Genomic DNA, 18931 nt, shown 5'->3' with positions numbered 1-18931 from the left:
TCCATGAACCACTGCCCCCTTGACCTGCCGGTCCGTCCGCTGCCCCGGTCAATCTAGTGCGCGCACAGGGCGAGTTCAGCAACGCGCCCGGATAGTGACCGTCCGGGAGACCGGGTGGACGCGGGTCGCGCCGACGCGCGGGGCAGCCGGGTCATCTGTCCGCCAAGGACAAGGACACACCCCCACCACTCCCGATCGGAGCATGCCCGCGCCCCTCCCCCACCTCTAGCCTGCAGAAAGAAGAGCGTCCGAAACACCCCCCAGGAGCCCCTCATGACCGCAATCCCGCAGGAGCGCCGCGTCGTCACCGCCATCCCCGGCCCGAAGTCGGCCGAGCTGCAGGCTCGCCGTGTCGCGGCCGTCGCCGCAGGTGTGGGCTCCACCCTGCCGGTGTTCACCGCCCGTGCGGGCGGCGGGATCATCGAGGACGTGGACGGCAACCGGCTGATCGACTTCGGGTCCGGGATCGCCGTGACCTCCGTGGGCGCGTCCGCCGAGGCCGTCGTGCGCCGCGCCTCCGCGCAGCTCGCGGACTTCACCCACACCTGTTTCATGGTCACGCCGTACGAGGGGTACGTCGAGGTCTGCGAGCAGCTCGCCGAGCTGACGCCGGGCGACCACGCGAAGAAGTCCGCGCTGTTCAACTCGGGCGCCGAGGCCGTCGAGAACGCGGTGAAGATCGCCCGTGCCCACACCAAGCGCACCGCTGTCGTCGTCTTCGACCACGGCTACCACGGCCGGACCAACCTCACGATGGGCATGACGGCGAAGAACATGCCGTACAAGCAGGGCTTCGGCCCGTTCGCGCCCGAGGTCTACCGCGTCCCGGTCGCCTACGGCTACCGCTGGCCGACCGGTGCCGAGAACGCCGGCGCCGAGGCGTCCGCGCAGGCCATCGACGAGATCACCAAGCAGATCGGCGCGGAGAACGTCGCCGCGATCATCATCGAGCCGGTGCTCGGCGAGGGCGGCTTCATCGAGCCGGCCAAGGGCTTCCTGCCGGCGATCGCGCAGTTCGCCAAGGACAACGGCATCGTGTTCGTCGCGGACGAGATCCAGTCCGGCTTCTGCCGCACCGGCCAGTGGTTCGCCTGCGAGGACGAGGGCATCGTCCCGGACCTGATCACCACCGCCAAGGGCATCGCGGGCGGTCTGCCGCTGTCCGCCGTGACCGGCCGCGCCGAGATCATGGACGCCGCGCACGCGGGCGGCCTGGGCGGTACGTACGGCGGAAACCCGGTGGCCTGCGCCGGTGCGCTCGGGGCCATCGAGACGATGCGCGAGCTGGACCTGAACGGGAAGGCCAAGCGGATCGAGGAGGTCATGAAGGGCCGCCTCGCCGAGATGCGGGCCAAGCTCCCCAACGGCGACGTCATCGGTGACATCCGCGGCCGCGGCGCGATGATCGCGATCGAGCTGGTGAAGTCCGGCACGAAGGACCCGAACCCGGAGGCGGCGGGCGCGCTCGCGAAGGCCTGCCACGCGGAGGGCCTGCTCGTCCTGACCTGCGGTACGTACGGCAACGTCCTGCGCTTCCTGCCGCCGCTGGTGATCGGCGAGGACCTGCTGAACGAGGGCCTCGACCTGATCGAGCAGGCTTTCGACCGAATCTGATCCGTCGAAGATTCGACCGAGTACTTCTCGAACCGGAATGCGAGCGGCGGGCGGTTCCCGGCGCGTTCGCCGCGCATCCGAGTGAGGCCTGTGAAGAACCTGTGCGGGGGCGATGGCGGGGGGTGGTGGCGACTGTCGGCCGCCCCTCCGCTGCCGTACGGTTTCTGCAGATGAGGCAGACACCTCGGCCGCGGGAAACCTCGGCCGACTCCGGGCCGGGGCTTCCCCGGCGCCTTCCGGGGCGTGCGTTCGCGCATGCCGGAGCCGATGGCTCCGGGACTCCTCACCGATCGGACGGCCGCCCGCCCCACACCCCCCGGGGCGCGCGGCGAACCGATCCCGCCGGCCATCCCGGAACAACCCCCCCTGTTCCCGGGTGGCCGGCCCCTCTCGTTTCCGGTGCCCTCGGCCTGCTCGCGGTCCTCTTCGCGCTGATCACCTGGCAGGTCGCCGTCGACGGCCCGCTCCTGCGGCTGGACGAGCGCCTGGGGGCGAAGCTCTTCGAGCGCGGGCCGGGCGCACTGACGCAGCTCCTCTCCGACCTCGGCGGAATGCCGGTGGCGCTTCCCGTGCTGACCCTCGTGATCGGGTACGCGCTGTGGTGTCGTGCATGGCGGCCGGCCGGGTACGCGGCCCTCACCATGGCGGCGGTGCCCGCGCTGGTGATTCCGCTGAAGGTGGCGACCGCCCGGCAGGGACCGCTGACCGAGGCGGTCAACTACTACCCGTCCGGTCATACGGCGACGGCCGCCGTGGCGTACGGGGCCTCGGCCCTGGTGCTGCTGGCCCTTCCGCGCCCAACGTGGCTGCGGGCGGCGTCCTGGCCCCGGGCGTGGATGACGCCCGTCGCCGCGATCCTGCTGACCACGGCGACGGGCGTCGGTCTGGTGCTGCACGGCTACCACTGGCCGCTGGACGTGCTGGCCAGTTGGTGCCTGGGGCCGTTGGTGCTGACGCCCCTGTGGTGGGTCAGTCGCCGAAGTAGGCGTCGAAGTTCCGGCTGAACTCCTCGTTGTTGAAGCGGTCCCAGTTGATGGACCAGGTCATCAGGCCGCGCAGGTCGGACCAGGTCCCGTGGGTCCGGTAGGAGCCGCAGTCGGTCTTCTTGATCAGGCAGTCGAGCGCCTTGTTGACCTCGGCCGGCGAGGTGTGGCCGTTGCCCGCCTGGGTGGAGGCCGGCAGACCGATGGCGACCTGGTCGGGGCGCAGGCCCGGGAAGACCTTGCTCGTGTCGCCCGCCACCGGGAAGCCCGCGAGCAGCATGTCGGTCATCGCGATGTGGAAGTCCGCGCCGCCCATCGAGTGGTACTGGTTGTCCAGGCCCATGATCGGGCCCGAGTTGTAGTCCTGGACGTGCAGCAGGGTCAGGTCGTCGCGCAGGGCGTGGATGACCGGCAGATAGGAGCCGGCGCGCGGGTCCTGGCCGCCCCAGGGTCCGGAGCCGTAGAACTGGTAGCCGAGCTGCACGAAGAAGGTCTCGGGCGCCATCGTGAGGACGAAGTCCGGGCCGTACTTCGCCTTGAGGGACTTCACCGCGGAGATCAGGTTGACGATCACCGGTGTGGTGGGGCTGCGGAAGTCGGTGTCGCCGGTGTCCAGGGAGAGCGAGTGGCCCTCGAAGTCGATGTCGAGGCCGTCGAGACCGTAGGTGTCGATGATCTTCGAGACCGAGGTGACGAAGGCGTCCCGGGCCGCGGTGGAGCCGAGCCGCACCTGTCCGTTCTGGCCGCCGATCGAGATCAGCACCTTCTTGCCCGCCGCCTGCTTGGCCTTGATCGCGGCCTTGAACTCCGCCTCGGATTCGACGTTCGGGCACTCGGCGACCGGGCAGAGCGCGAAGCGGATGTCGCCGGAGGTGACGGAGGTCGGCTCGCCGAAGGCGAGGTTGATGACGTCCCAGGAGTCGGGCAGGTCCGCCATCCGGGTGTAACCGGAGCCGTTGGCGAAGCTGGAGTGCAGATAGCCGACGAGCGCACGGGGCGGGAGCTCGGTGTTGCCGCCGCCCTCCGCGGTGGTCGCGGTGACGGCGGCCGACTTCGCGGACTCCCCGGCCGCGTTGGTGGCGGTGACCTGGAAGCTGTACGCGGTGGAGGGCGTCAGGCCGGTCACGGTGGCGGACGGCCCGGTGGCGGTGGCCACCTTCGTACCGCCGCGGTAGACGTGGTAGCCGCTCGCGCCGGAGACGGCGGTCCAGGAGAGCGCCACCGAGGAGGATGTCGTCGCGGTGGTCCTCAGGCCCGCGGGGACGGCCGGGATCACGACGGGCTCGCCGCCGGGGCCGACGAGGGTGAGGTCGTCGGCGTAGTAGTCCGGGGTGCCGTACCAGCCGTGGGTGTAGATGCTCACCGAGGTGGTGGCGGGGCCGGTCCTGAAGGTGGTGGTGAGCTGCTTCCACGCGCCGGGGGACTGGGTCCAGGTGGAGACGTCGGTGGTGCCGGTCCCGGACGCGCCGAGGTAGACGTAGCTGCCCTGCACCCAGGCGCTCAGGGTGTACGAGGAGTCGGGCTTGACGTTGATCGTCTGGGAGCACTTGGCGTGGTCGCTGCCGGCCGGGGTCGCCTTGAGCGCGGAGGTGCCGCTGCGCTTGGGCGCGGTGACGGCCGCCCCGCTGGAGTTCGCACAGCTCCAGCCGTCCAGGCCCGCCTCGAAGCCGCCGTTGCGCACCAGGTCCGCGTCGGCGGCGCCCACCGCCGGGGCCGAGGCGACCAGGGCCCCGGCGGCGATCAGGGTGGCCGAGCAGACGGCCAGAAATCTGGAAGATCTGACGGTTGGTCCGGTGCGTTCCACAACAGCCTCCACGCAGGGGGAAATTAGGGTGTGGCGTGCGCACAACATGGTCCAGACCAATCAGGTTGTCAAGACCTCTGGCAGCCGGCTCAGCCGTCCGGGCGCCCCTCGCGGGCGTCCCGGGCCGCGGCGCCCGCCGCCTCGTGCATGGCGAGTTCGAGGACTCCGGTATCGGTGAGGGTCCCCGAGCCGTCCGGCGGGACCAGCCAGCGCACTCCCCCGGCAGTCCGCCCCGGATACGGGACGACGATCCAGGTGCCCTGGCCACAGCCCCTGATCCCGGAGCCGAGCCAGCGGGAGACGGTGCCCGGCGGGACGAAGAAGCCCATGCGGGACTCACCGAAGTCGGCGAGGACGGGGCCCGGGCGGTCGACCAGACGGGTGAGGACGTCGAGCGTCGGACAGCCCAGCTCGCCCGGGAGGATCAGGACGTCCCAGCGCCTGCCGGCGGGGAGGAGCACGACCCCCTGGGGGTTGCGCTCCCACTCCCACCGGCAGGCGCCCGGGTCCGATGCCACCGATGTGAGCCACTGGACCGCGGCCTTCGTTTCCGAGCCAGTCATGACCAGCCTCCCGTTGACGTGAGCACCGGCAGGGTTCCGCCGGTGCGTACACGTGCGAGAGAGGGTTCGGCCCCGGCTATGACGCGGGTCGGGGCTACCAGTTGGCAGTGAAGTGGGTCACAGCGGCCGCTCCGCCGTGGCAGCGGGTCAGCTGTCGAAGCCCAGACCCAGCTTGTCCATGGTCTTCAGCCACAGATTGCGGTGCCCGCCGTTGCTGTCGGCGCGGGCCAGGGACCGCTTGGTGATCTCGATCCCGGCCCAGGCGAAGGGCTCCGGCGGGAAGGGCATCGGCCTGGTGCGGACCATCTCCAGCCGGGTCCGTGTCGTCTCCTCGCCGGAGAGCAGGTCGAGCATCACATCGGCCCCGAACCGGGTGGATCCGACGCCGAGTCCGGTGAATCCGGCGGCATACGCGACCCGCCCCTGGTGAGCGGTTCCGAAGAAGGCGGTGAAACGGGAGCAGGTGTCGATCGCGCCGCCCCAGGCGTGCGAGAAACGCAATCCGGAAAGCTGCGGAAAACAGGTGAAGAACTGTTCCGCGAGCTTCAGGAACGTTTCCGGGCGCTGATCGAGATCGGCGCTGAGGCGGCCCCCGTACGGATAGATCGCGTCGTATCCGCCCCACAGGATCCGGTTGTCCGCGGAAAGCCGGAAGTAGTGGAACTGGTTGGCGCTGTCGCCGAGTCCCTGGCGCCCCTTCCAGCCGATGGAATCGAGCTGTTCGGGGGTGAGCGGCTCGGTCATCAGCGCGTAGTCGTAGACCGGCACGGTGTACGGCCGGACCCGCTTGACGAGTGAGGGGAAGATGTTGGTGCCGAGCGCGACGCGGCGGGCGAAGACCCTGCCGTACGGAGTGCGGACCGCCATCCCGGTTCCGGAGCGGACCAGGTCGAGCCCGCGGGTGTGCTCGTGGATCCGTACGCCGAGCTCCAGGCAGGCCCGCTTCAGGCCCCAGGCGAGCTTCGCCGGGTGCAGCATCGCGACGCCGCGCCGGTCCCAGAGCCCACCGAGGAAGGTGGGCGAGTCGACCTCGGCACGCAGGGCCTCACGGTCCAGGAAGTCCACGCCGGTGATGCCGAGCCGCTGAATCTCCTCGTGCCATTCCCGCAGCTCTTCGAGCTGATGGGGCTCGGTGGCCACATCGATCTCGCCGGTCCGCTCGAACTCGCAGTCGATCTTGTAGCGGGCGACGGCGGCCTCGATGGCGTCGAGGTTCCGCTCCCCCAGCTCCTCCAGCTTCGCGATCTCGTCGGGCCAGCGCTCCACGCCGTTGGCCAGGCCGTGGGTGAGGGAGGCGGCGCAGAAGCCGCCGTTGCGGCCCGAGGCGGCCCAGCCCACCTCGTGTCCCTCGATGAGGACGACGTCACGGTCCGGGTCGCGCTCCTTGGCGATGAGCGCGGTCCACAGTCCGCTGTAGCCGCCTCCGATGACCAGCAGGTCGGTGTGCTCGTCGCCGATGAGGGCGGGGAGCGCATCGGGTCTGGCCGGGTCGTCGAGCCAGTAGGAGACCGGCTTGGCGCCGGAGAGTGATTGTGCAGCGATACGCATGGCAGCTGGGGCCATGGTTTCCAACTCCTTCAGGAATTTCAGGGCCGAACGTTGTTCTTGCGCCGGTTGGCTATGAGCTGGCCGGCGAGAACCACCGTCACCGCGATGATGAACATGGCGGTGCCGATGACGTTGATCTGCACGGGCGTGCCGCGCTGTGCCGAACCCCAGACGAACATGGGGAACGTGACGGTGGAGCCCGCGTTGAAATTCGTGATGATGAAATCGTCGAACGAGAGCGCGAAGGCCAGCAGCGCACCCGCCGCGATTCCCGGTGCGGCGATCGGAAGGGTCACCCGTACGAAGGTCTGCACGGGACCCGCGTACAGGTCGCGGGCGGCTTCCTCCAGTCGCGGGTCCATCGACATGACACGCGCCTTGACGGCCGTCACCACGAAGCTGAGGCAGAACATGATGTGCGCGATCAGCACGGTCCAGAAGCCGAGCTGGGCGCCCATGTTCAGGAACAGCGTGAGCAGCGACGCGGCCATGACGACCTCGGGCATCGCCATCGGCAGGAAGATCAGCGAGCTGATCGCGCCGCGCGCCCGGAAGCGGTAGCGGACCAGCGCGAAGGCGACCATCGTGCCGAGCGCGGTCGCCCCGAGCGTCGCCCAGAAGGCGATCTGGAGCGAGAGGGAGAGCGAGCCGCACAGGTCGGCGACGCCGCACGGGTCCTTCCAGGCGTCCAGCGAGAACCGCTGCCAGGCGTAGTTGAATCGCCCGTTGGGCTTGTTGAACGAGAACACCATGACGACGATGTTCGGAAGGATCATGTACGCGAGGGTCAGCAGACCCGCGATGACGATCAGGTTCCGGCGTATCCAGCGCAGTACGGGCATCAGACCAGGTCCTCCGTCCCGGAGCGGCGGATGTAGAAGGTGACCGCCAGCAGGACGATCGCCATGAGGATGAACGAGAGCGCGGCGGCCGTCGGATAGTCCAGGACCCGCAGGAACTGGCTCTGGATGACGCTGCCGACCATCTTGGTGTCGGTGGAGCCGAGCAGCTCGGCGTTGACGTAGTCGCCGCTGGCCGGGATGAAGGTCAGCAGGGTGCCGGAGACGACGCCGGGCATGGAGAGCGGGAACGTCACCTTGCGGAAGGTGGTGGCGGGGGTGGCGTAGAGGTCGCCCGCCGCCTCGTGCAGCCGGCCGTCGATCCGCTCCAGCGAGGTGTAGAGCGGCAGGATCATGAACGGCAGGAAGTTGTACGTGAGGCCGCAGACGACGGCCATCGGGGTGGCCAGGACCCGGTTGGACTCGGTCCAGCCGAGCCAGCTGGTGACGTCCAGGACGTGCAGGGTGTTGAGCACGTCCACGACCGCGCCGCCGTCGGCGAGGATCGACTTCCAGGCCAGCGTACGGATGAGGAAGCTGGTGAAGAACGGGGCGATGACCAGCACGAGCACCAGGTTGCGCCAGCGGCCCGCCTTGAAGGCGATGAGGTAGGCGAGCGGGTAGCCCAGCAGCAGGCACAGGAGCGTGGCGGTGCCCGCGTACAGCAGGGACCGGATGAACTGCGGGTAGTACTCGCGCAGCGCGTCCACGTACGTCTGGAAGTGCCAGGTGACCTCGAAGCCCTGCTCCAGCGAGCCGGTCTGCACGGAGGTGGACGCCTGGTAGACGAGCGGCAGGGCGAAGAAGACGACCAGCCACAGGATGCCGGGAAGCAGCAGCCAGTACGGGACGAGCCGTTTGCGGGTGGAGGGCTTGCGGAGCTTGAGCCCCTGGGGCTCCTCGGGCTGCGAAGGGGGCGCGGGCGGCGCTTCGGTGAGGCTCACTCCGCGTCCTCCACGCTCAGAGCGCCCGCGCCGATGTCCTGGGCGGCGTCGAGTCCGAAGGTGTGGGCCGGGTTCCAGTGCAGGACGACCTCAGCGCCGGGGACCAGGCGCGTGTCCCTCTCGATGTTCTGCTCGTACACCTGGAGGGCGGTCCCGGCCGGGCTCTCGACCACGTACTGGGTGGAGACCCCGATGAAGCTGGAGTCAGTGATGCGGCCGGTCACGCGGTTGCGGCCGGCGGCGACGTCATCCGCGTCGTCCGCGTGGGCCAGGGAGATCTTCTCGGGCCGGATGCCGAGGAGCAGCCGGCCGCCGCTGGAGGTGGGGGCCGAACACCGCTCGCGAGGCAGCGTGAGCTTTCCCCCGCCCGCGGCCACCACCAGTTCGCCGCCCGTGGACACGACCTCGCCCGCGATGAGGTTGGAGGTGCCGAGGAAGTTGGCGACGAACGTGGTGCGCGGGTTCTCGTAGAGGTCGGCGGGTGCGCCGAGCTGCTCGACGCGGCCCCCGTTCATCACCGCGACGGTGTCGGCCATGGTCATGGCCTCCTCCTGGTCGTGGGTGACGTGCACGAAGGTGATGCCGACCTCGGTCTGGATCCGCTTGAGCTCCAGCTGCATCTGGCGGCGGAGCTTGAGGTCGAGGGCGCCGAGCGGTTCGTCGAGCAGCAGGACCTGCGGGTGGTTGATGAGCGCGCGGGCGACGGCGACGCGCTGCTGCTGGCCGCCGGAGAGCTGGTGCGGTTTGCGGCGGGCGAAGTCGCCGAGCTGGACCAGCTCCAGCATGTCCTCGACCTGCTTCTTCACCGACCTGATGCCGCGCCGCCGGAGCCCGAAGGCGACGTTCTCGGCGACGTCCAGGTGCGGGAAGAGCGCATAGCTCTGGAAGACGGTGTTGACGGGCCGCTTGTACGGGGGCAGGTCGGTGATGTCCTTGTCCCCGAGGGAGACCGTGCCGGTGGTGGCTTCCTCCAGGCCCGCGATCATCCGCAGGGTGGTGGTCTTGCCGCAGCCGGAGGCGCCGAGCAGGGCGAAGAAGGAGCCCTGGGGCACGGTCAGGTCGAGCGGCTGCACGGCGGTGAAGGAGCCGTAGGTCTTGCTGATCCCGGCGAGGCGGACATCGCCGCCCGCGGTCTGCTGCTGCTGTGTCATGGGTCGCAGTCCCAGTGTGTTCGGGGAGAGTTCAGGGAAGGGGAGGGGGACCTGGCTGGGGAAAGTGCCTGGTCAGGCGCCGATGAGTCGGGCGAACTTCTCTTCGTACGCGGTCTCTTCCTCCGTGCTCAGGGAGCGGAAGGAGCGGGACTTCGCCGCCATCTCCTCGTCGGGGAGGATCAGCGTGTTGGAGGCCATCGACTTGTCGATCTTCGCGAGTTCGTCGCGTACTCCGTCGACCGGGCAGACGTAGTTGATGTACGCGGCGAGCTGGGCGGCGACCGGCGGCTCGTAGTAGTAGTCGATGAGCCTCTCGGCGTTGGTCTTGTGCCGGGCCTGCGCGGGGACCAGGAGGTTGTCGCTGGAGGTGATGTATCCGGCGGCCGGGATCGCGAACCTGATGTCCGGGTTGTCGGCCTGGAGCTGGATGACGTCCCCGGCCCAGCCCACGCAGGCGGCGATGTCGCCCTTGCTGAGGTCGGCGGTGTAGTCGTTGCCAGTGAAGCGGCGGATCTGCTTCCTGTCGACGGCCTTCTGGAGGCGGCCGATCGCGCCGTCGAAGTCGGCGTCGGTGAACTTCCCCGGGTCCTTGCCCTGGTCGAGCAGGGTCATGCCGATGGAGTCGCGCATCTCGGAGAGGAAGGAGACGCGGCCCTTGAGCTTCGGGTCGTCGAGGAGCTGGGTGACGGAGTCGACCTTGCGGCCGCCCGTCGCCTTCACGTTGTACGCGATGACGGTCGGGATGCCGGTCCAGGGATAGGAGTAGGCGCGGCCCGGATCCCAGTCGGGGGTGCGGAACTGGGCGGACACGTTGGCGAAGGCGTGCGGGAGGTTCGCGGGGTCGAGCTTCTGCGCCCAGCCGAGCCGGATGATGCGGGCGGCGAGCCAGTCGGTGACGCAGATGAGGTCGCGCCCGGTGTTCTGGCCTGCCGCGAGCTGCGGTTTGATCTTCCCGAAGAACTCGACGTTGTCGTTGATGTCCTCGGTGTACTTGACCCTGATCCCGGTGCGCTTCGTGAACGCCTGGAGGGTGGGCCGGCTCTTCTCGTCCTCGCTGACGTCCATGTACTCGGTCCAGTTGGAGAAGGTGAGTTCCTTCTCCTCGGCCGAGTGGTCGTCGACGGCCGCACCGGCGTCGGCGCGCTTGGCGGGCGGGATGCCGCAGGCGCCGAGGGTGCCTATTCCGCCCAGTGCGAGCGCGCCCATGCCGGAGGCGCGCAGCAGGGAGCGGCGGGTGAGGGCGCCCCTGCCGCTGTTCAAGGACCGCCTCATGGCCGCCAGCTGGGCGGACGAGAGGCGCTCGGGCTCGTAACTCTCCATACGCTGTTTGCCCTTTCGGGTGGGAGGCCGCCGGGGCCCGTCGTCGTGGACGGGCCCCGATCGTGCGGCAGCTGCTATCGGTCCCCGAAGATCGTGCGGTGCCAGTCCTTGCGGGCGACCGCGGTGTTGTCGTACATGACGTGCTTGACCTGCGTGTACTCCTCGAAGGAGTACGCCGACATGTCCTTGCCGAAGCCGCTGGCCTTGTATCCGCCGTGCGGCATCTCGGAGAGGATCGGGATGTGGTCGTTCACCCACACACAGCCCGCCTGGATCTCACGGGTGGCGCGGTTCGCGCGGTACAGGTCGCGGGTCCAGGCGGAGGCGGCCAGTCCGTACGGGGTGTCGTTGGCGAGCGCGATGCCCTCGTCGTCGGTGTCGAAGGGCAGCACCACGAGGACCGGCCCGAAGATCTCCGACTGGACGATCTCGCTGTCCTGCGCGGCGTCCGCGACGAGGGTCGGCCGGTAGTACGCGCCGTCGGCGAGGTCGCCGCCGGGTGCCTCGCCACCGGTGACGACCCGGGCGTAGCCGCGGGCCCGCTCGACGAAGGCGGCGACGCGGTCGCGCTGGGCGTGGCTGATCAGCGGGCCGAGGTCGGTCGAGGCGTCGAACGGATCGCCGAGCCGGACGGTCTCCATGAGCGCGGCGACGTCCCGGACGAAGGCGTCGTAGAGGGGGCGCTGGACGTAGGCGCGGGTGGCGGCCGTGCAGTCCTGGCCGGTGTTGATGAGGGAGCCGGCGACCGCGCCGTGGACGGCGGCCTCCAGGTCGGCGTCGTCGAAGACGACGAAGGGTGCCTTGCCGCCGAGCTCCAGGTGGAGGCGCTTGACGGTGGCGGTGGCGATCTCCGCGACCCGCTTGCCGACGGCGGTCGAGCCGGTGAAGGAGGTCATCACGACGTCGGGGTGGCCGACGAGGTGCTCCCCGGCGTCCTTGCCCGCGCCGGTGACGATGTTGATGACACCGTCGGGGATGCCCGCCTCGGTGGCGGCCTGCGCGAACATCAGCGAGGTGAGCGGGGTCGGCTCGGCGGGCTTGAGGACGATGGTGTTGCCTGCGGCGACGGCCGGGAGGACCTTCCAGGCGGCCATCTGGAGAGGGTAGTTCCAGGGGGCGATGGAGCCGACGACGCCGATCGCCTCGCGGCGTACGTAGGAGGTGTGGTCGCCGTCGTACTCGGCGCCGGCCCTGCCCTCCAGGTGGCGTGCCGCGCCCGCGAAGAAGGCGGCGTTGTCGACGGTGCCGGGGACGTCGAACTCGGTGGAGAGCTTGATCGGCTTGCCACACTGGAGGGACTCGGCGTACGCGAAGTCGTCCGCCTGCTCGGCGAGGACGGCGGCGAAGCGGTGCATCGCCTCGGAGCGCTCGCCGGGGGTGGCGCCGGACCAGCCGGGGAAGGCGGCGCGGGCGGCGGCGACGGCCGCGTCCACGTCGTCGGCGCCCGCCAGCTCGTAGCGGAGCACGCTCTCGCCGGTCGCGGGGTTCACCACCTCGTGGTGGTTGCCGGATGTGCCGGGGAGCAGCTTGCCGCCGATGTACTGCGCACCTTCCGCGAAGCGGTCCTGAACCTGGAAGCCGTTGCTCATGACGCTCTCCTCCGCCGCTGTACCCGCTGGGCGGGGTCGGCGTAGCTTCTTCGTGAATTGAGTGCCGATCCTGGCAGAGGGGTTCTGACCCAACAAGTGATTCCGTTGTTTCCTTTTGGTTACGCGACGGAATCTGTCGACCATGTGTCGCGTCAGTGCGGAAATCCCCGTACGGAGTGTCAGTGGCGGATGCCACACTCACATGCATGGGACCGGTCGATGAGCTTCTGGCGGACGTGGCGCGGGGCAGGCGGGTGAAGTATCTGCCGTTCTGGGGACACCGGCCGCGTCCGGACGGACGGCTTGGGGGCAGGGCCTCCCTTGCGGACCATGCCGGACCCCGCGAGCCCGGCCTGGTCCGCAAGGGAGGCCCTCACTGTCTGAGCCAGTGGTGGCCGTCACCGTTCACGGTGGACGGAGTGACGTACGCGAGCGCCGAGCACTGGATGATGGCGGGCAAGGCGCGGCTCTTCGGCGATCCGGAGGCGGAGCGGGCGGCGGTCTCGGCGAAGAGCCCGGCTGCGGCGAAGAAGGCGGGGCGGCTGGTGCGCGGCTTCGACGAGGACGTGTGGATACGGGAGCGGTTCGCCTTGGTCGTGGCGGGCAGCGTGCACAAGTTCGGGCAGGACCCGGAGCTGGGCGGCTATCTCCTGGGCACCGGGGACCGGGTGCTGGTGGAGGCCTCGCCGCTGGACCGGATCTGGGGCATCGGGCTCGCGGCGGACGACGAGCGGGTGGAGTGGCCGCAGCAGTGGCGGGGGCTGAATCTGCTGGGCTTCGCGCTGATGGAGGCACGGGAGAGGCTGCGGGCGGGCGCGGCGGGCTGAGGCGCTTCCGTAGGGGCGGGGCGGGCTCAGCCGCATAGGGCGATTCCGTACGGGTCGGCCTCGGCAACCGGCGCCCGGCCGGGCGGGGAGCGGTCCCTGCCCGGCCGACCATGATCGACGAGAGGCCCGCTAGCGGCGGTCCTCGACGACCAGCGACGTGGCGAACGGGTCGTCGTAGGTGTCGTCGTAGTCGCTGTCGCTGTCCGAGCCCGAGGCGGCGAAGAAGATGAGCGCGCCGAGGATCACGGCGCCGACGACGATGCCGACGGAGCCGAGGATGACCCCGGCGAGCGCCATGCCCCGGTTGGTGGCCTCGCCGCGCTTGGCACGTCCGAGGCCGATGATGCCGAAGACCAGGGCGAGGATGCCGAGGATGATGTTGACGCCGTACATGCAGAAGCCGACCACCGAGATGATGCCGATCACCATCGCGGCCGTGCCCAGACCGTTGTTGGGCGCCGGGCCCCAGGCAGCCGAACCGGCACCGTAGGCGCCGTAGCCCGGGTAGCCGCCGTACGGCTGCGCGGGCGGGGCCGGGTAGCCGTAGTGCGCGGCGGTCGGCGGCGGGGTCGCGTAGCCGGGACCGTTCGGACCGGTCGGCGGCGAAGTCGCGTAGCCCGGACCGGTCGGCGGCGGGGTCGCGTAGCCGGGACCGTTCGGACCGGTCGGCGGCGGCGGTACGTCCGAGGGCGCGGGCCCGAAACCTCCGGGCTGGGGTATCGGCCCGGTGCCGTCCCCCGCGGCCGGTCCGGCGCCCGGCATCGACGTCACGGTCGGCTGGTCGTGGACCGGGGGCGGCGTGCTCCCGGCGGGCGGCGGCATGCGCGCGCCCGGCTTGCTCAGTTCCACCCCGCTGCTGTCCGGCGGTGCCCACGGATCGCGCGGCGCGGCCCCGCCCCCGGGCTGCTCTGTGTTGTCTGACATGGGCCTCCCCCATCGTGGTCCCGTCATGCTACGGCCAGGCCCGACGGCCCCGGACCCCGCCTGCGATGATCGGTGCGGCCGGTACGCCCGGCCGACCTCATACCGAACCGGGAGATGACCGATGACTGATCCGCATCCCTTCATCGCGGGGCTGCCCAAGGCCGAGCTCCATGTCCACCATGTCGGGTCGGCCTCGCCCCGGATCGTCGCGGAGCTGGCCGCCCGCCACCCGGACTCCAAGGTCCCCACGGACCCGGAGGCGCTGGCCGATTACTTCACGTTCACCGACTTCGCGCACTTCGTCGAGGTCTACCTGTCGGTGGTGGACCTGGTCCGCACCCCCGAGGACGTCCGGCTGCTCACCTTCGAGGTGGCGCGGGACATGGCCCGGCAGAACATCCGGTACGCGGAGCTGACCGTGACCCCGTACAGCTCCACCCGCCGGGGAATCCCCGAGGCCGGGTTCATGGAGGCCATAGAGGACGCCCGCAGGGTGGCCGAGGCCGAGCTCGGCGTCGTCCTGCGCTGGTGCTTCGACATCCCGGGCGAGGCCGGGCTCCAGGCGGCCGAGGAGACCGTCCGGCTCGCGGTGGATCACCGGCCCGAGGGGCTCGTCTCCTTCGGCCTCGGCGGACCCGAGATCGGGGTGGAGCGCCCGCAGTTCAAGCCCTACTTCGACCGGGCCATCGACGCGGGCCTGCACTCGGTGCCGCACGCCGGGGAGACCACCGGGCCGCAGACGGTCTGGGACGCGCTGACCGCGCTGCGCGCCGAGCGCATCGGCCACGGCACCAGCTCCGTCAAGGACCCGAGGCTGCTGGAGCACCTCGCCGAGCACCGTATCGCTCTGGAGGTCTGCCCGACGTCGAACATCGCCACCCGCGCGGTCACGGACATCGAGCTGCACCCGATCCGGGAGATGGTGGCGGCGGGCGTGCTGGTGACCGTCAACAGCGACGACCCGCCGATGTTCGGCACCGACCTCAACAACGAGTACGCGGTGGCCGCCCGGCTGCTGGAGCTCGACGAGCGCGGTATCGCGGACCTCGCGAAGAACGCCGTGGAGGCCTCGTTCCTCGACCCGGCGGGCAAGCGGAAGCTGGCCGAGGAGATCGACACGTACACGACGAACTGGCTCCGGGCGCCCGGCCGCTGACCCGGTCGTCGACAATGGCCCCATGGCCAACACCGTCACCGCCGTGGGGCATCGCGGCGATCCGTATCTCGCGCGCGAGAACACCCTGCCCTCGATCCGCTCCGCCCTCGAACGGGGGGCGGACGCGGTCGAGATCGATGTGCGGGTGACCCGCGACGGGGTACCCGTCCTGCTGCACGACGCGACGCTGGAGCGGCTGTGGGGCCACGACCGGCGCCTGGACCGGCTGGACCACGCGGAGCTGAAGGAGCTTACGGGCGGCGGGGTGCCCACGCTCCGCGAGGCGCTGCTCGCCGTCGGGGCGCACCGGGTGATGGTGGACCTGCCCGGCTCGACGGACGCCTCGGTGCGGAAGATCGTCGGGACGGTGCGGGAGTGCGGGGCGGGCGAGCGGGCGTACTACTGCGCGAGCGCGGACGCGATGCTCCGGGTGCGGGCCGCCGATCCGTCCGCCGAGATCGCCCTGACCTGGACCACACTGGCCCCGCCGCGTCCGGAGCTGCTGGCGGCGGTGCGGCCGCGCTGGCTGAACTACCGCTTCGGCCTGGTGAGCCGGGAGCTGACGGACCGGGCGCACCGGGACGGGCTGCTCGTCTCCGCGTGGACGGCCGACACGAAGCGCACGATGCGCCGGCTGATCGAGCGGGGCGTCGACTCGATCACCACCAACCGGATCGACACGCTTCACCGGCTGCTGGCCAACTCGCCCGGTCGCGGCGGTTCTTGATCGGTCCGGCATGATGGGGGTCCCCGCACCGCCCGCCGCCGCCCCGGGGCGCCGGGCCCTTGGGCATCGAGGAGCAGATGTGATGGACCCCCGACCGCAGACGGCCACCGCCCGGATACGTTCAGACGTCGCGCACAACGCCCGTGTGTGGAACTACTGGCTGGGCGGCAAGGACAACTACCCGGTGGACCGGGCGGTGGGCGACCAGGTCACCGGGATGTACCCGAGCATCGGTCAAGTGGCCCGCGCGGATCGGGCGTTCCTCGGCCGGGCGGTGCACCATCTGGCCGGCGACGTGGGCATCGATCAGTTCCTCGACATCGGCACCGGGCTGCCGACCGGGAACAACACCCACGAGATCGCCCAGCACACCGCGCCGCACGCACACATCGTGTACGTGGACAACGATCCGATCGTGCTGGCCCACGCCCGCGCCCTGCTGACCAGTTCGCTGGAGGGCGCGACCGAGTACGTCGACGCGGACGCGCACCGCCCGGAGCAGATCCTGCGGGCCGCCGAGCCCACCCTGGACCTGGGGCGGCCGGTCGCGGTGATGATGCTCGGCATCCTGAACTTCGTGCTGGACACGGACGAGGCGCGGTCCATCGTGCGGACGCTGGTGGCAGCCGTTCCGCCGGGCAGCCACCTGGTGCTGACCCACCCGACGCTGGAGCTGGGCGGCGAGGGCAACGAGGCGGCGATGCGCTTCTGGAACGAGAACGCCGTCCCGCCGATCACCGCCCGCGGCCGGGAGGAGTTCGCCTCGTTCCTGGACGGTCTGGAGATCCTGGAGCCGGGGATCGTCTCCTGCTCCCGCTGGCGTACGAACCCGCGGGAGCCGGAGGTCGCCCAGTTCGGCGTGGTGGCCCGGAAGCCCTGATGCGCTCTCCGGGCCCGTCGGCACGGCTGCGCGGGCCGTGGGCCGTCGATCTGTGGATCACCCTCGCGGTGCAGGCCGCGGTGACCATGCCGTTCGTCGTGCCGCGTGCACCGAACCTGCCGGAGGCGACCTGGGGCGCCTCCGGGCTGACGACCCTGACCGTGCTGCCGCTGGTCGCCCGGCGGCACGCACCGGTCACCGTGCTGCTGGCGGCGCTGGCCGGCGGCGCGCTGTACACGCTGGCCCTCGACGGTCCGGGCCAGCCGTTGCCGTACGCCGGGCTGGTGACCTTCTACACGGTCGCCGAACTGTCCCCGCCCCGCAGACGGTTGGCCGTCGCGGTGCTGGTCGGCGCGGCGGTGTTCCCGTCGGTGGCCTGGAACACGGGTGAGGCCCGGGAGCTGCTGTTCTCACTCTTCGTGTTCGGCGCCGCGTACGCCTTCGGGCGGCTCAGCCACACCCGCAGGGCCTATGTGGCGGCGGTGGAGGACCGGGCCCGGCAGGCGGAGCTGGGCCGGCGGATCGAGGCGGAGCGGGCCGCGGCTCGCGAACGGGCCCGGATCGCGCGGGAGATGCACGACATCCTCTCGCACGCGGTGAGCCTGATGATCGTGCAGGCGGAGGCCGGTCCGGTGGCGGTCCGCTCCGCCCCCGAGCGCGCGGTGGCCGCGTTCGACGCGATCTCCGAGTCGGGCCGGGACGCGATGGTGCAGCTGCGCCGGATGCTCGGGGTGCTGCGCGAGGACAGCCCCGGGCAGGTGCCCGCCCCACGTTCGCCGCAGCCGGGACCCGAGGAGCTGCCTGCCCTGCTGGCACGGGTGCGCACCGGCGGCCCGGAGGTCGCCTTCACGACGGCCGGGACGGTCCGTCCGCTGCCGCAGGACACCGGGGCGACGGTGTACCGGATCGTGCAGGAGGCGCTGACGAACGTCGTCAAGCATGCGCGGGCCGGCCACGTGGACGTGGCACTGACATACGAAGAAAGAGAGCTGACCATCACCGTGCGGGACGACGGGCAAGGGCCCGGGGCCACCCAGGGGCTCGGGCTGATCGGGATCCGGGAGCGGGCCGCCGCGCACGGGGGCAAGGTTGCGGCCGGTGGCGGCCCCGGCGGCCGGGGCTTCGAGCTGGTGGTCGGGCTGCCGCTCGTACCCGGGACCGAAGGGGTGCGGCCGTGACGGTCCGGGTGGTGGTCGCCGACGACCAGGAGCTGGTGCGCAGCGGCTTCGCGATGATCCTGGACGCCCAGACCGGCATCGAGGTGGTGGCGGAGGCGGGGGACGGGGCGCAGGCCGTGGCGGCGGTACGCCGGCTCGGGGCGGACGTCGCGCTGCTGGACATCCGGATGCCGGTGCTGGACGGCATCGCGGCGTGCCGGGAGATCGCCGCCGAAGGGTGCTGCCGGACGATCATGCTGACCACGTTCGACGCGGACGAGTATGTGTACGAGGCGTTGCACGCGGGCGCGAGCGGCTTTCTGCTCAAGGACGTGCGCCGGGACGATCTGGTGCACGCGGTAAGGGTGGTGGCCGCCGGGGAGTCACTGGTCGCCCCCTCGGTGGCCCGGCGACTGATCGCCGAGTACACCTCGCGCCCGGCGGGCCGGCCCGCGCCCTCGGCCGGCCGGCTGGAGGTCCTGACCGCCCGGGAGCGGGAGACCCTGCTGCACCTGGCGCGGGGCCTGTCCAACGCGGAGATCGCGGCGGCCCTCGTGGTGAGCGAGCACACGGTGAAGACGCATGTGAGCAACGTGCCGTCCAAGCTGGGGCTGCGCGACCGCATCCAGGCCGTCATCTGCGCCTACGAGACCGGGCTGGTGGCTCCCTCGGACGGGGGAGTCACCGGCACGCCCTCCCCCGGGCGCGGGAGCGACACCCCCGCCGAGGACCGCCCGGGCGGGTGATCCGCCGGGACCGCCGAGCCAACAGGATGGATTCGAGAAACAGTTGACGACTTCTCTCCCTCGGAGGCCCCCGATGAACAGATCTGTCCGCACGCTTCTGGCCACCGCTCTGGTCCTCGGCATCTCCGGTGGCGCGGCCGGGCCCGTTTCCGCGAGCGC

Annotated in this window: 17 protein-coding genes; 8 read left to right on the top strand and 9 right to left on the bottom strand. The window is 70.8% G+C overall.

All coding sequences use genetic code 11. The features are described from left to right. The first annotated feature begins 273 nt into the window (after positions 1-273). A complete protein-coding gene (gabT, locus tag B9S58_RS16030) occupies positions 274-1614 on the top strand; it encodes a 4-aminobutyrate--2-oxoglutarate transaminase (RefSeq protein WP_103532787.1) in 1341 nt (446 codons plus the stop codon). A 170-nt stretch (positions 1615-1784) separates the two neighbouring features. After that, on the top strand, positions 1785-2618 hold the full coding sequence (locus B9S58_RS16025) for a phosphatase PAP2 family protein (protein WP_103532786.1): 834 nt from the start codon (positions 1785-1787) through the stop codon (positions 2616-2618). Here B9S58_RS16025 and B9S58_RS16020 read toward each other — a convergent pair. The 8 genes from B9S58_RS16020 to B9S58_RS15985 all read right to left on the bottom strand — a co-directional run bounded on the left by B9S58_RS16020 (position 2584) and on the right by B9S58_RS15985 (position 12355). Further along, on the bottom strand, positions 2584-4401 hold the full coding sequence (locus B9S58_RS16020) for a chitinase (protein ID WP_103532785.1): 1818 nt from the start codon (positions 4399-4401) through the stop codon (positions 2584-2586). The genes B9S58_RS16025 and B9S58_RS16020 overlap by 35 nt on opposite strands. A gap of 89 nt (positions 4402-4490) precedes the next feature. Beyond that, on the bottom strand, positions 4491-4964 hold the full coding sequence (locus tag B9S58_RS16015) for a hypothetical protein (RefSeq protein ID WP_103532784.1): 474 nt from the start codon (positions 4962-4964) through the stop codon (positions 4491-4493). Positions 4965-5111: 147 nt separating this feature from the next. Beyond that, the gene (locus B9S58_RS16010; RefSeq protein ID WP_103532783.1) at positions 5112-6527 is read right to left on the bottom strand and encodes an FAD-binding oxidoreductase; all 1416 of its coding nucleotides are present in this window, start codon (positions 6525-6527) and stop codon (positions 5112-5114) included. Between the two features lie 23 nt (positions 6528-6550). Then, positions 6551-7354 carry an ABC transporter permease gene (locus B9S58_RS16005; protein WP_103532782.1) on the bottom strand — a complete coding sequence of 268 codons (804 nt, stop codon included), beginning with the start codon at positions 7352-7354 and terminating at the stop codon, positions 6551-6553. After that, on the bottom strand, positions 7354-8295 hold the full coding sequence (locus tag B9S58_RS16000) for an ABC transporter permease (protein WP_103532781.1): 942 nt from the start codon (positions 8293-8295) through the stop codon (positions 7354-7356). Before B9S58_RS16000 ends, B9S58_RS16005 begins: the two co-directional genes overlap by 1 nt. Further along, on the bottom strand, positions 8292-9446 hold the full coding sequence (locus B9S58_RS15995; protein WP_103532780.1) for an ABC transporter ATP-binding protein: 1155 nt from the start codon (positions 9444-9446) through the stop codon (positions 8292-8294). The genes B9S58_RS16000 and B9S58_RS15995 overlap by 4 nt, the downstream gene beginning before the upstream one ends. Positions 9447-9518: 72 nt before the next feature. After that, complete coding sequence (locus B9S58_RS15990) at positions 9519-10766, bottom strand: PotD/PotF family extracellular solute-binding protein (protein WP_103532779.1); 1248 nt, start codon at positions 10764-10766, stop codon at positions 9519-9521. A gap of 74 nt (positions 10767-10840) precedes the next feature. Next, positions 10841-12355: a gamma-aminobutyraldehyde dehydrogenase gene (locus B9S58_RS15985; protein WP_103532778.1), complete on the bottom strand. Its 1515-nt coding sequence runs from the start codon at positions 12353-12355 to the stop codon at positions 10841-10843. 206 nt (positions 12356-12561) lie between these two features. Between B9S58_RS15985 and B9S58_RS15980 the strand changes: the two genes are divergently transcribed. Next, entirely contained in the window at positions 12562-13182 is a 621-nt protein-coding gene (locus B9S58_RS15980; RefSeq protein WP_103532777.1) for an NADAR family protein, read from the top strand. Positions 13183-13311: 129 nt separating this feature from the next. On the opposite strand, the gene B9S58_RS15975 is transcribed toward B9S58_RS15980, so the two are convergent. After that, positions 13312-14106 (bottom strand): DUF4190 domain-containing protein, encoded by a 795-nt coding sequence (locus tag B9S58_RS15975; RefSeq protein WP_103532776.1) that lies wholly within the window; start codon positions 14104-14106, stop codon positions 13312-13314. A 121-nt stretch (positions 14107-14227) separates the two neighbouring features. On the opposite strand from B9S58_RS15975, the gene B9S58_RS15970 reads away from it, so the two are divergent. The 5 genes from B9S58_RS15970 to B9S58_RS15950 all read left to right on the top strand — a co-directional run bounded on the left by B9S58_RS15970 (position 14228) and on the right by B9S58_RS15950 (position 18772). Beyond that, positions 14228-15262 carry an adenosine deaminase gene (locus tag B9S58_RS15970; RefSeq protein WP_103532775.1) on the top strand — a complete coding sequence of 345 codons (1035 nt, stop codon included), beginning with the start codon at positions 14228-14230 and terminating at the stop codon, positions 15260-15262. A gap of 22 nt (positions 15263-15284) precedes the next feature. Beyond that, a complete protein-coding gene (locus B9S58_RS15965) occupies positions 15285-15989 on the top strand; it encodes a glycerophosphodiester phosphodiesterase (RefSeq protein ID WP_103532774.1) in 705 nt (234 codons plus the stop codon). Positions 15990-16071: 82 nt separating this feature from the next. Next, positions 16072-16869, top strand: coding sequence for an SAM-dependent methyltransferase (locus tag B9S58_RS15960; RefSeq protein ID WP_103532773.1), 798 nt, complete (start codon positions 16072-16074; stop codon positions 16867-16869). Further along, complete coding sequence (locus B9S58_RS15955) at positions 16869-18047, top strand: sensor histidine kinase (RefSeq protein ID WP_103532772.1); 1179 nt, start codon at positions 16869-16871, stop codon at positions 18045-18047. Before B9S58_RS15960 ends, B9S58_RS15955 begins: the two co-directional genes overlap by 1 nt. Next, the gene (locus B9S58_RS15950; RefSeq protein WP_103532771.1) at positions 18044-18772 is read left to right on the top strand and encodes a response regulator transcription factor; all 729 of its coding nucleotides are present in this window, start codon (positions 18044-18046) and stop codon (positions 18770-18772) included. Before B9S58_RS15955 ends, B9S58_RS15950 begins: the two co-directional genes overlap by 4 nt. The last annotated feature ends 159 nt before the right edge of the window (positions 18773-18931 follow it).

The sequence above is a fragment of the Streptomyces sp. SM11 genome, assembly GCF_002910905.1.
GTDB lineage: Bacteria > Actinomycetota > Actinomycetes > Streptomycetales > Streptomycetaceae > Streptomyces.
Note: the sequence above shows the minus strand (reverse complement) of the source record. Positions and strands in the feature narration are given on the sequence as shown.